Consider the following 12,464-nt stretch of genomic DNA (forward strand, 5'->3'; position numbering starts at 1 on the left):
CCGCCGGCTATGCGATAACGCCGCCGGCGGTCTGCAGATCATCAGGCGTATCGACGTCCACCATCGCCGCCGGGCCGATTTCCACGTCGATCACGGGCGTATCGCCGGTTTCGATCAGATGGCGGGCGCCGACATCCCCTGTAAGGCGCTCGATTGCCCCGAACAGGCTTCTCGGCAGGATGACGGGATTGCCGCGCTTGCCGTCGAAGCTGGCGCGCACCACAGCGCTGCCGCCCGCCTTGGCGAAAGCGTCGATAAGGCGCTTCAAATGATCCGGCCCAAGAGCCGGCATGTCGGCAAGGAGCACCATCATGCCATCCGCATCAGCCGGCACATGCAGCAGCCCCGCCTTGATCGAAGAAGAGATGCCTACGGCATAGGCGCCATTGATGGCGGTCGTCACATTGAGCCCCGAAAGCGCCGCCTCGATCTCGCCGGCCATATGACCCAGCACCGCGATAACTGGACTGCCGCCGGAAGCGAGTGCCCGCCGGGCCGAAAGCCGGACGATTGGTTCGCCGTCGATCCGCGCCAGGAGCTTGTTGGGCCCGCCCATCCGGCGTGATTGGCCGGCGGCAAGCAGCGCGATGGCGACTGTGACGGGTCGGGCGGCAGGCTCCGCCTGGCGCGGCTGGGGCCGGCTGGGGATCTCCATCAGCAGACCGCCGACGCCCATGCCGACGATATCTTGCGGCGTGACCTCGACACCCGCCATCAGCCGGTCCAGCACCCAGTCGAAGCCGTTTTCCTTCGCGCTGCGGGCGCAGCCGGGCGCGCCGATCACCGGCTTGCCGTCGAGTTCGCCGAGGATGAGCAGATTGCCGGGATCGACCGGCATGCCAATGTGATGCACCGTACCACCCGCCTCGCGGATCGCCTGCGGCACGATATCGGCGGGATCGGCCACCGCGGAAGCGCCGAAAACGATGAGGGTATCGCACGCCGCCTGCATCTGCCGGATTGCCTCCTTCAGGTCCGCCATACGGTGCGCAACACGCATCTCGCCGCACACCGTCCCGGCATTGCGCGCAATACGCGCTTCCATGATGCGCTTGGTTTTGTCGAGCACGCTCGGCTTGACGGAGGGCAGAACCGTCTGGATAAGTCCGACGCGCTGCGGGCGGAACGGGAGAACGCCGAAGGCCGCACGGCCGGATATCCGCTTTTCGATCCGCTCGATGATCCCGGCATCCACCGCAAAGGGAATGATCTTGACCGTCGCCACCATCTGGCCGGACTGCACCCGGTCATAATCACTCAACGTCGCAATGGTGACGGCAGGATCGACCGCATTGATACCATCGATGACATCAGGATCGACCGTGAAGAGCCCACCTTCGAGGGCAAAGAAATTGACCCGCCCGGTCGAGGCCGGGCCGATCCGCACGCCGGCTATTTCGAGCTCGTTGGCAAGCCGCGAGGCGGCATCGTCCTCGCCTATGTCGGTCTCTTCGAGACGCGCCACCGTGACACGCGACACACCGGCCGCGTGGAGCGTCTCAATATCACTGCGCGTCAGCAAATGGCCTTTCCGGAGGCTCGATATGTGCCCCGAAACTGACTGGACCGAAACCGAATGGGCAAGGATTGCACCTTCTGCCTCGCCGACCAGGACCTCTCCGAATATCATGTGGCCTGTCCTTCCGGCGTATACCAACCATGGCCAAGGATCATATCCAGGACTGTACTGACAGCCATTTTCCATCTCCATTTGGCGTGAGGGCCCTCGAACCCTTATATATGGCCGGATCGGTGACAGGAGAATACCCCATGAATATCGGAGAGGCGGCTACCGCATCAGGCGTTTCAGCCAAGATGATCCGCCACTATGAATCGATCGGACTGATCGAGCCAGCGGAGCGGACGCTGTCGGGTTATCGCGTCTATTCGGCCAATGATCTCGAGACGTTGCGCTTCATCCGCCGCGGCCGCGATCTCGGCTTTTCGATCGAGCATATCCGCCAGCTCCTAGCGCTCTGGCGCGACCGTAGCCGCGCATCATCCGACGTCAAGCGCATCGCGTTGGAGCATGTCGAGGAACTGGAAGCCAAGATGCGGGAGCTTCGCGCCATGGCCGATACGCTTCGCCATCTCGCTACCCATTGCCATGGCGATGCACGGCCCGACTGCCCGATCATCCGGGATCTGGCGCATACCGATGAGGATGGTCCGGCGCCGGTGGCTTCATCCTCCAGACGCTCCGGCGCGCTCAAGGGGACGCTGGTCGGCTGATTCCACAGGCGTAGGCGTCATTCCCATGGATATGCACACTGAACTATCCCACCCTAATATATCGGGATTGCACGGCGATTGGCGGTCTGCTACGGCACGTTGAAATCGGAAATTTCCGCTACGGCAGCGGCGCCGATCCCGGCTCGGGAGAAGAGACGCTGACCGTTCGGAAAGCTGGCAATCCAGGCAACGGCTGGGCCGAAAGGCTGGCGGGGTTTTGTCGGCAAGAGCATTCAATTCTCGGCCAATCGAGGCGTCGGCCTAACGGGTAGCCTTGTGCGGTGCGCTGATCTCATCATGTTCCCGATCGGCCGCCGGCGGACGGACCGATCCGGTTCACGCGTAATACTCCTCACGAAAATCAGATCAAGGAATGACGAAAGTGCCTATTCGCACAATTGTATGGGGTGAAAACATCCACGAGAATACCAATGCCCTCGTCCGGGAGATTTATCCCGAAGGCATGCATGTGACGATCGCCAATGCGCTCAACAGCGATCCGGCGATTCATGCCACCACCGCCACGCTGCAGGAACCGGAGCACGGTCTGAACGAGGCCAGGCTCGCCGAAACCGACGTGCTCGTCTGGTGGGGACACAAGGCACACAACGAGGTTTCCGACGATATCGTCGAGCGCGTCGCCAGGCGCGTCTGGGAAGGCATGGGCCTGATCGTCCTGCATTCCGGCCATTTTTCGAAAATCTTCAAACGGCTGATGGGAACGCCCTGCGCGCTCAAATGGCGCGAGGCGGGCGAGCGCGAGCGCTTGTGGGTGATCAATCCCCGCCACCCGATCGCCGCCGGGCTCGACGAAAGCTTCGTCCTCGAAAACGAGGAGATGTATGGCGAGCAATTCTCCGTTCCCGAACCGCTGGAGACCGTATTCATCTCCTGGTTCCAGGGCGGCGAAGTATTCCGCTCCGGGCTTACCTGGCGCCGCGGCGCTGGCAACATCTTCTATTTCCGCCCGGGCCACGAAACATACCCGACCTATCATGACGTCAATGTCCGGAAAGTGCTGATCAACGCCGTGAAGTGGGCCCATAACCCGCAGGGCGATCTGAAAACCATCACCGACGCTCCCAACGTGCCCGTCGAAAAGGCGCATGAGCCGATCGTCGAACGCGGACCGAAATTGCATAAGGCCGGTGAAGCCGGTTATCGCTGAGGAACTTACTATATGAGACTGATTATTGTTGGCACCGGCGCGATGGCCAAGAGCCAGACGAACCATTTCAAGGCCATCGACGGCGTGGAAGTCGTCGCCGCCGTGGATACGGATCCGGTTCGGCTCGCCGAATTCGCCGATCATTTCGGCATCGAGAAGCGCTTCCTGACCCTTGAAGAGGCAATCGCCTGGGGTGAATTCGACGCCGCGACCAATGTCACGCCCGACCGTATGCATCATGCGACCTCACTGGCGCTGATCGCCGCCGGCAAGCATGTCTTCTGCGAAAAGCCGCTAGCCGAGAACCACGCCGAAGCCATGGAGATGACCCATGCCGCGGAGGCAGCCGGCGTCGTCAACATGGTGAACCTGACCTATCGCAACGTGGCGCCGCTGCAATATGCCCGCGGGATGGTGCTGGCCGGTCAATTGGGGACGATCCGCCACGTCGAGGCCTCCTATCTCCAGAGCTGGCTCGTCTCCCGTGCCTGGGGCGACTGGCGTACGGAATCGCGCTGGCTCTGGCGGTTGTCGACCGGCCATGGTTCGAACGGAGTGCTGGGCGATGTCGGCATCCACATCCTCGATTTCGCCGCCTATGGCGCAGCCACCGATATCGATCATGTGTTCTCCCGGATGAAAGCCTTCGACAAGGCGCCGAACAACGAGATCGGCGAATATGTGCTGGATGCCAATGACAGCTTCACCATGTCCGTCGGCTTCGCCAATGGCGCGCTCGGCGTCATTCACGCCAGCCGCTGGGCGACGGGCCACCTCAATGAGCTGAAGCTGCGCATCTATGGCGAGCGCGGCAGCCTCGAGGTCACGCACCGGCCGACGGATTCGGAACTGCGCGGTTGTCTCGGCGAGGATATCGAAACGGCCACCTGGAGAAACATCGAGGTTCCGGCGGTGCCGACCAATTATGAGCGTTTCGTCGAGGCGATCGCCACCGGAAAGCAGCTCGAACCGAGCTTCCGCCATGCCACAAACCTGCAGAAGGTGATCGACCTCGCCATGGTTTCGGAAAAGGAGCGCCGCGAAATCACGCTGCTGCCACCGGTCGAAATGGTAAGTACGCCTGAATTGCAGGTGGTGGAGCTTCAAACGATCGCGGATCTCGAAACATTGCCGATCGCCGGTGAGTGCTGAAGGGTCATTGGGGTGTGAGAACATCTCAAATGCCGCCCTGCTCGCCAACGCCGGCAGGGCGGCATGGCCCTGGATGGGCCCGATAGAATATGCAGCATCGCCCGACCGCTGCTCTCCATGCAGCGGGACCGACATCCCCGACCACGAAAAGCTCACCTTCACCAACCGCTACGGCATTTCGCTGCCCGGCGACTTCTACCGGCCGAAGAACGGTGACAACGTGCGGCTGCCGGCTCTTGCCGATGAGATTGGCAAAGCATCGCCTATGTGCCGGAGCATGCGGTCGCCTCGCAGATCGCTGAGGGAATGCTCCTGCCGGTGCTGGAGGACTGGTGCCCACTGATCCCGGGCCTGATCCTTTATTATCCCGGCCGCCGCCATGTGCCGGGCAGTCTGCGCGCCTTCATCGACACGCTTCGGGAGGTGCTGTCATCCTCACCTGTCTCGTAGCAGCCCAACCTGCGCTTGGCGGTGACAGCATCATAGGTGCCGTAGGAAGGCTCTTACGAGGATCGAGACAGAATGCAGGGCGATGGGTTCGATCCTGAAGCTCCGCCACTTACAGAATGATATCTCGGCTCAGGCTTGCTGCTTCTTGGGATGTAAGCGATGCGAATAGCCTCGGATATGCTGCAAGAAGGCCTGCATGGCGGCGCTGGAGTGACGGCGGCTGGGATAATAGAGGAACCAGCTCGGCAATTGCGGGCTCCAATCCGCCAAGACTTCGATAAGGTCGCCCGTGGCCAGATGTGCTTGCGCATAATCTTCGAAGACATGGGCGATCCCCTGGCTTGCGAGCGCTGCCTGAAGCTCTTGGTGGGCGGTACTGAGAGTCAGCCGACCGGTTGGCGTGATCTCCAGCGGCTCTCCATCCTTCTCGAAATGCCAGACTGCATAAGTGCCGCCCGGGAAACGGCGTTGGATGCAATTGTGATCGATAAGGTCATGCGGCGCTGAGGGCGTGCCGTTCTGCCGGAGATACTCCGGCGTGGCCACGATTGCATATCGCAGGGTAGGCCCCAGAGGTACAGCGATCATATCCTGCTCGAGCTGCTTACCGAAGCGGACACCGGCGTCATATCCGTGCTTGACGATATCAATGATGGCCGCATCGCTGATGAGTTCGAAGTTCACTTCGGGAAAGTACCGCATAAAATCGAAAACGATCGGGCAGAGAATATGATCCACCGCAGGTGCCGGCGCATTGATCCGGATTGTCCCAGATGGTTGCTCACGCAACAGGTTTAGGTCGTCGAGTGCTGCTTTGATGTCGGCCAGGGCCGGTTCCAGCTGCCTGAGAAGGCGTTTGCCGGCATCGGTCGGCGAAACGCTTCGCGTTGTTCTGTTCAGCAGACGGATCCCGAGTGCATCTTCCAGCGCGTTTACGGACTGGCTCAGGGCCGAAGACGAAACGCCGCGTTCGACGGCTGCTGCCCGAAAACCACCAGCCCGCACAATCGCGGCCAAAATTTCCAGACTATCGAGGCGAAGGTTCTGCATTGCAAAGCTGTCCTTAGCAACCTTGTAAGAATTGACTGTCTTATCAGATCAACGGAAAGGCTCCAATCTCGTCGAACAGCGTGCATGGAGGTTTCCGATGCCTATAAACGTGAGCACGAATGAGCGGCAGATTGAGTTCAAAGAAAACGCTCTGGATATTGCCATCAATCGCCGCGAGACGCTGATCCTCGGCGCAGGGACGGGTTGCCGTGGCGTCACCCCCTGTGGCTGCGGTCACTCAATCACCGAATGCCGAAGCACTGGCCGTTCCGTCGGACCATATGCGTGTACCGGCTCAGATCAATGGTCGAGCGGTGGAGCTTCCCATCAATCCGCGGACGTCGCTCCTCGATATGCTGTCGGCGTCGCAGCTGCGGTCGCCAATGCCGTGTTCCACGCGACGGGCGTGCGAATTCGCGAACTGCCGATCCGTTTGGAACACCTCCTTTGAGATCCACCTGAACCTTTCCTCCAAACAAATATCGGAGCAACACCATGAGTTTCTTCACGATCAATCGCCGTCGCATCATGCTATCGGCCGTCGCCGGCGCATCTGCACTTGCATTGCGTCCGGGCTTTGGCCTGGCGCTTGCACAGGATGCTGCCGTTTCGCCATCGAACGTCGGCTACTACCGGCTTCAGATCGGCGACATTCGAGCAACGATCCTCAGCGACGGGACGATTGCAGGCCCGCCGCGTGTCTATGCCTTTGACGCGCCGGAGGCCGATCTGGAGACTGTGCTGGCAAATGCCTTTCTTCCCTCGGACATGATGACACTGAACCTAAACACGCTTTTGATCGAAACGGCAGGCCAGCGGGTTTTGATCGAGGCCGGTGCGGGTCAGACCATGGGACCGAATGGCGGCCGTGTCTTCGCGAACCTCGCCGCCATCGGCTTGCGCCCGGAAGACATCGATATAGTGGTCGTCTCGCATACCCATCCCGATCACGTCGGCAATCTCCGTACTGCCGATGGCGGCCGAGCCTTCCCGCACGCCACAGTCTTCGCGCCAAAGGCGGACTGGGACTTCTTTGTTCGCAACGATCCCGACCTTTCCTACATGCCCGTCAGTCAGGAATTCCGTCAGCGCTTTGCGGCTGCGATCAAGCGGAGCGTCGAGCCGGTTGCCCCCTCTGTCGAACTTTACGAAGCCGGCACGGAAATTGTCCCTGGCCTGACCACCCTTTCAGCCTCCGGTCATACGCCCGGCATGGTCACCTTCCTGGTTCATTCGGCTGATGATCAGCTGTTGCTGACCGCGGACCTCGCCTACCATCCGCTCGTCAACATCGACAATCCTTGGCGTCCTGGGCCAGACCGGGACAAGGATGCCGCGCTGGAATCGCGGCGGCGCATCTTCGACCGCGCGGCAAGCGAACGTCTCCTGGTGCTCGGCTTCCACTATCCGTTCCCCGGCATCGGGCGGATGTTGAAGACGGACAGCGGCTACGCCTGGGTTCCTGCCGGCTGGGAGTTTTGACAACTTCACGGACAGCTCTCCGAGCAAGAGCATGACAAGCCTTCACACAGGCTGGGATCGAGAACTTCATGTCGTATTGGGAGACGGAACAATGAACGATATCGAGCAGGGCGGATTTCCATATGATCTCCTGGCCGCGGACGCTGGCCACAGTCGCCGAAGGATTGTCAGCGGCGCCTTGGCAACGGCAGTATTTGCCATGGTCCCAATGTCTGGCTGGGCGCAGGCCGCACCGGCAGAGCTGCCTCGCACGCCTCACTGTGACGACGACGATGCACCTACTATCGCAACGACCGAGGGGCCGTTCTTTCGCCCGCGCTCGCCCATGCGCCGCCACTTGAGCGGGTCCGAACTGCCGGGGCGACCTATTCTTATTGGCGGCTTCGTCCTCGATACCCGGTGTGGCCCGCTGCGGAACGTCCTGGTGGACGCGTGGCAAGCAAACGATGACGGCGAATATGACCAGCGGGGCTTCCAGCTTCGTGGGCATCAATGGACGGATGACGAGGGGCGATGGTGGTTCTCAACGATCGTGCCTGCGCCTTATGGGCCGCGTACGCGCCACATTCATTTCAAGCTGCAACAACGCGGCGGTGCCGTCCTGACAACCCAGTTATTCTTTCCGGACGAGCCGTTGAACCAGTCCGATTATCAGTACGATGACAAGCTTCTGCTGACCGTGAGCAGAGATTCAGATCGCCTTTTCGGGCGCTTCGATTTTGTTCTGTAGTTTCGCAACGCCGCGCTTCCGAGCTTCAGGCTCGGCCAACGTCTCCCTCGTACTGTTTGTGACAATGCCATTGGGCGACAGCGACAGAACGAGATCGCAGGCAAACGCGCGAACATCACCGAGGCCATGCCCTGCTGACGGCACGCAAATTGCTGCAGGAAAATGCCTTGCGGCGCATCTCCGTCTCGATGCCGATGCCGAGCATGTGGCCCCAATAGGTGACGATCGCCTGCAGGCCCGCGCTGATCAGATAGGCGGCGAACAGGACCGCCGCTGCCAGCGCGATGAGGCCGTGCTGGCCCGTCGGCAGGAGCCGGTCGATGAACAGCGTCACCGCGACCGGGAAGGCAAGCTCCAGAAGAGCCCGCCGCCACCGCGCAGGAGAAGTCCAGCAAAAACAGCCTGCGATGCGCGGCGATAATAGGCGGCGAAGCGCTTTAGAAGATCAGCCATGGGCCCGCTCCTCAATACACTACACATCTGCACCAGCATGGCCTGGTCTCGAATTGCGGTCTTCGGGAGTTGATCCGCGCATCCAAATAATATAACGTGATAATTATAGTCAAGTTTTAGCCGCGGCCGCAGCAGGACCCGTTCCTCACGCGCGGCGTCCTCATAGCCATAGATGTTTGGAGCGGAGTGCCGCGGGCCTCCGCAGAGATGACGTGCGCGGATGATCGATAATAACCAGATCGCGGCAGAACAGGCGACGTTCCGAAGCTTCGCCAATAGCTATATGCGGGAGCTCGACTCCGGAACACCGATTTTCCACCGCATCGGCGACCGCAACTGCGACTGCATGGAGCTGTCCCTGCCGTCGCGCAATGTCGTCCTACGCATCGAGCTCAAATCCCGTTCGCTCTGCGGCATGCACCTGTTTGGACGCATCTGGATGCGTGGTGAAACCGGCACGGCCTGGCGCGAAATCGAGCCGCTGCTGGCGATCCATCTCATGGTGCTGGGCGCCCGCGAAACTGCGTCGGCCGCACATCGGCAGGCTGACGTCGAGCTGTTCGAACGCGTTCTCCAGAGCTGCCAGGCGACGAAACGCTATCTCGACGCGGCAGGCGACAGACCCCCGCCGGCGAGTGGCTTTCTTGCCGCGGAGCAATCGCTCTATTTCGGTCATCCGCTGCACCCAACGCCAAAAAGCCTGCAGGGAATGACGGATTGGCAGCAGGGTGTCTACGCGCCGGAACTGCGCGGCTCTTTTCAGCTGATATATTTTGCGTCCGCCGAGGGCCTCGTCCGCTGGGATGCGGCCCGCGAAACGGCGATGTCCATCGTTGAAGCGCTGCTGGGAAGCGAAGCCGGCGCGTTGACAGTCCGTGACGGCGAAGCGCTGATTCCGATGCATCCGCTGCAAGCGGAGGCGCTGATGCTCGAGCCGGCGGTGCGTGCGCTTATTGCTTCCGGCAAGCTCCGTTGTCTCGGCCCGGTCGGCCCGCTGTTCACCGCCACCTCGTCGGTCCGCACCCTCTATTCACCGGAGGCCGCCTGGATGCCTAAATTCTCGCTGCCGGTGCGCATCACCAACTCCAGGCGCGTCAACCGCCGCCATGAGTTGGAGGCGGGCGTCGCGGTGGCCCGGCTGTTCGCCCGAGCCGGCATCGACGGTTTCGACCCGCGTCTCGGCTTCCTGCACGACAGCGCCTATCTGACGATCGACATCCCCGGGCGGGCCGAGAGCGGGTTCGAGGTGATTTTCCGTGAGAACCCGCTCCGCGCTGCAGATCCGGTCGTCACCGTGTCGGCGCTGACGGCCGAGCCACCACCCGGCGCGTGCTCGATGCTCGAAACCGTGATCCGCCGTATCGCCAGCGATCGCCGCCTCCCGCTTCGGCAGGCCTGCCTCCTGTGGTTTACCCGCTATCTCGACTGCACACTGAACCCGCTGGTCGGACTTTATGACAGGTTCGGCGTGGCGCTGGAGGCGCACCAGCAGAACAGCTTGCTGGACCTCTCGCATGATGGTCTCCCCACACGCTATCTCTACCGCGACAGCCAGGGGTTCTATCTTTCCAAGGCTTTCCAGGCACGATGGCAGAACCTTGCGCCCGAAATCGCTCATGTGAGGGACCTGTTCTTCGAAGACAGCGACATCCAAGAGCGCTTTGCCTACTACCTCGTGGTCAACCAGATTTTTGCCGTGGTCGCACGGGCGGGCCATGACGGGCTGGCAAGCGAGGCGGAGTTGCTGGGCATTCTGCGCGATCGCCTGAGAAGGCTGGCGAGCGAGCTACCCGGCGCCGGCAGAGCGTTTGCCACGGGTCTGCTCGACCGACCGAGCCTCACCGCCAAGGCCAATCTCGGAATCCGGCTGCAGGATGTCGACGAGCTTGCGCCTGGCGGCACGGCCCTCTACACCCATTTCCCCAATCCGCTCAGCCGCGCCGGGCTGTTCCTGGCCGCCGAGACCCGCCATGCCCTTGCCTCGTGATGTGCAGGGCAATGCCGGGCGAAGCGTCATGCGCCGGCTAGCCGAGGCGATGATTTTTGAAGGACTGGCCGACTACTCGGCGGCGCCGGCCGGGGCATCCTGCCGTTTCTCCTGGCGTGGGAACGGCGTGGAAATCCGCTGCGTGGGTTTCGTTGGCGCGTTCGGGCGTGTGAGGATCGAGCCCGCGACGCTGCAATGCCGGCGGGGCGACGCATGGGACTTTGCCACGCTCGACGATGTCGTCGCCAGCCTCGAGGCGGATCGCGAGTGGCGGACGCAACTGGCCTTGGAGCTTGACCGGACGCTGGTGCTCGCGGCCTGGAACGACGCCAACCTGACACGCCGGCAGCGCCGGCATCTGCCCCATGCGCAGCTCGACAGCGCGCTGGACGAGGGACATCCCTACCATCCCTGCTTCAAGGCGCGCACCGGCTTCGACCTTGACGACCACGCCGCCTATGGACCCGAGGCAGGCAACATTTTTCAGCTCGCCTGGCTGGCGGTCGCGCCCGAGCGGCTACACTCCGCCTTCCCTGCCGGCGAACGGACTTTTTGGGAACAGGAACTCGGCCCCGAAACGTTTGCGCTGCTAGACGAACGCCGCGCCGCCTGCGGCGACGCCGCCAAACGCTTCGGGCTGATGCCGCTTCACCCCTGGCAATGGAAGGCCCTGCAAGGTTCGGAGCTTTCGGTTTGGCTGGCGGAGGGCTCGGCCTTCTTTCTCGGCCTCGCCGGCGACCGTTACGCCGCGAGCCAGTCGGTGCGCACGCTGTTCAACAGCGATCATCCGGAGCGCGCCAACGTCAAGCTGCCGATGAACCTGATCAACTCGTCGGCGATGCGCATCATCGAACCGCATTCGGTGTGCAGCGCGCCTTCGGTCAGTTCCTGGCTCAAGGACGCCATTGCCGCCGATCCGGTCTTCGCCGAACGCTTTCCGCTGAAAATCCTGGGCGAATATGCCGGCACGATCGCCGGCCGCGACGGGCCGCTCGCGGGACAGATCGCCGCCATCTGGCGCGAGGACGTGAGCATGCACCTGTCGCCGGGCGAGGCCGCCGTGCCACTCAACGCGCTGATGATGATCGAAAGCGACGGCCACCCGTTCGTTGCCGAGTGGATCGACCGTTACGGCCTGGAGCAATGGGTTAACCGGCTGATCAACATGGTCGTGATGCCGATCTACCATCTGCTCGCCGGCCACGGCATCGCCACCGAGTGTCACGGCCAGAACCTCATCTTGATCCATCGTGACGGTTGGCCGGTCGGATTGGCGATGCGCGATTTCCACGACAGCGTCGAATATGTGCCGGACTTTCTGCGCGATCCCGAAAAGGTTCCGGATTTTCTGGCGCTCAGCCCCGCCTACCGTGCCGCCGCGCCGAACGAATTCTATTGGATGGAGAGCGTCGAGCTGCTCGGCGAGCTCGTGCTGGACTCGCTGTTCGTCTACAATCTCGCCGAAATCTCCCACTTGCTCCATTGCTGCTACGGCCTTGACGAAACGTCCTTCTGGGCCGGTATCGGCCGGCGGCTCGCCGCCCATGGCGAGGCGTTCGGACTGTCGGACCGCATGGCCGCGCTCGGCCTGTTCAAGCCGTGCATCCGCACCGAATCGCTGCTGAGGCGCAAGCTCATGCCGCCGGGCGCCGAGTGCGCGCACGAAATCCCGAACAGTCTCGCCTCCGCCGTCAAAGGCGCGGAACGCTGCGACATGCAGGCCGCCATGGCGTGAACAGACCGACAATCTGGAGATGAAG

At 62.0% G+C, this 12,464-nt stretch carries 11 protein-coding genes and 1 pseudogene; 9 read left to right on the forward strand and 3 right to left on the reverse strand.

What is annotated here, in order from left to right:
- Positions 1–7: 7 nt before the first annotated feature.
- Positions 8–1,630, reverse strand: a complete 1,623-nt coding sequence (locus tag ATN84_RS18615) for an NTP transferase domain-containing protein (RefSeq protein WP_068883413.1) — start codon at positions 1,628–1,630, stop codon at positions 8–10.
- A 140-nt stretch (positions 1,631–1,770) separates the two neighbouring features.
- On the opposite strand from ATN84_RS18615, the gene cueR reads away from it, so the two are divergent.
- The 4 genes from cueR (at position 1,771) to ATN84_RS18635 (ending at position 5,002) form a co-directional block, all read left to right on the forward strand.
- On the forward strand, positions 1,771–2,232 hold the full coding sequence (cueR, locus tag ATN84_RS18620; protein WP_068883415.1) for a Cu(I)-responsive transcriptional regulator: 462 nt from the start codon (positions 1,771–1,773) through the stop codon (positions 2,230–2,232).
- 382 nt (positions 2,233–2,614) lie between these two features.
- Positions 2,615–3,400, forward strand: coding sequence for a ThuA domain-containing protein (locus ATN84_RS18625; protein WP_068883596.1), 786 nt, complete (start codon positions 2,615–2,617; stop codon positions 3,398–3,400).
- Between the two features lie 12 nt (positions 3,401–3,412).
- Positions 3,413–4,552, forward strand: a complete 1,140-nt coding sequence (locus tag ATN84_RS18630; protein ID WP_082766361.1) for a Gfo/Idh/MocA family protein — start codon at positions 3,413–3,415, stop codon at positions 4,550–4,552.
- A 267-nt stretch (positions 4,553–4,819) separates the two neighbouring features.
- Positions 4,820–5,002, forward strand: coding sequence for a type 2 periplasmic-binding domain-containing protein (locus ATN84_RS18635; RefSeq protein ID WP_068883417.1), 183 nt, complete (start codon positions 4,820–4,822; stop codon positions 5,000–5,002).
- Between the two features lie 129 nt (positions 5,003–5,131).
- Here ATN84_RS18635 and ATN84_RS18640 read toward each other — a convergent pair whose 3' ends face one another.
- Positions 5,132–6,052, reverse strand: a complete 921-nt coding sequence (locus tag ATN84_RS18640) for a LysR family transcriptional regulator (protein WP_068883420.1) — start codon at positions 6,050–6,052, stop codon at positions 5,132–5,134.
- Between the two features lie 97 nt (positions 6,053–6,149).
- Here ATN84_RS18640 and ATN84_RS27530 point away from each other — a divergent pair, with 97 nt between their 5' ends.
- The 3 genes from ATN84_RS27530 to ATN84_RS18650 all read left to right on the forward strand — a co-directional run bounded on the left by ATN84_RS27530 (position 6,150) and on the right by ATN84_RS18650 (position 8,264).
- The gene (locus ATN84_RS27530) at positions 6,150–6,503 is read left to right on the forward strand and encodes a hypothetical protein (RefSeq protein WP_201026401.1); all 354 of its coding nucleotides are present in this window, start codon (positions 6,150–6,152) and stop codon (positions 6,501–6,503) included.
- Between the two features lie 44 nt (positions 6,504–6,547).
- A complete protein-coding gene (locus ATN84_RS18645; protein WP_068883422.1) occupies positions 6,548–7,534 on the forward strand; it encodes an MBL fold metallo-hydrolase in 987 nt (328 codons plus the stop codon).
- Between the two features lie 91 nt (positions 7,535–7,625).
- Complete coding sequence (locus tag ATN84_RS18650) at positions 7,626–8,264, forward strand: dioxygenase family protein (protein WP_068883424.1); 639 nt, start codon at positions 7,626–7,628, stop codon at positions 8,262–8,264.
- 160 nt (positions 8,265–8,424) lie between these two features.
- Here ATN84_RS18650 and ATN84_RS26285 read toward each other — a convergent pair.
- A pseudogene (locus ATN84_RS26285) lies at positions 8,425–8,717 on the reverse strand (ABC transporter transmembrane domain-containing protein); the annotation flags it as partial.
- 220 nt (positions 8,718–8,937) lie between these two features.
- Between ATN84_RS26285 and ATN84_RS18660 the strand changes: the two are divergent.
- Entirely contained in the window at positions 8,938–10,704 is a 1,767-nt protein-coding gene (locus ATN84_RS18660) for an IucA/IucC family protein (protein WP_068883429.1), read from the forward strand.
- Positions 10,688–12,439 (forward strand): IucA/IucC family protein, encoded by a 1,752-nt coding sequence (locus ATN84_RS18665; protein WP_068883431.1) that lies wholly within the window; start codon positions 10,688–10,690, stop codon positions 12,437–12,439. The genes ATN84_RS18660 and ATN84_RS18665 overlap by 17 nt, the downstream gene beginning before the upstream one ends.
- Positions 12,440–12,464 lie beyond the last annotated feature (25 nt).

This window comes from Paramesorhizobium deserti (assembly GCF_001558695.1).
GTDB lineage: Bacteria > Pseudomonadota > Alphaproteobacteria > Rhizobiales > Rhizobiaceae > Paramesorhizobium > Paramesorhizobium deserti.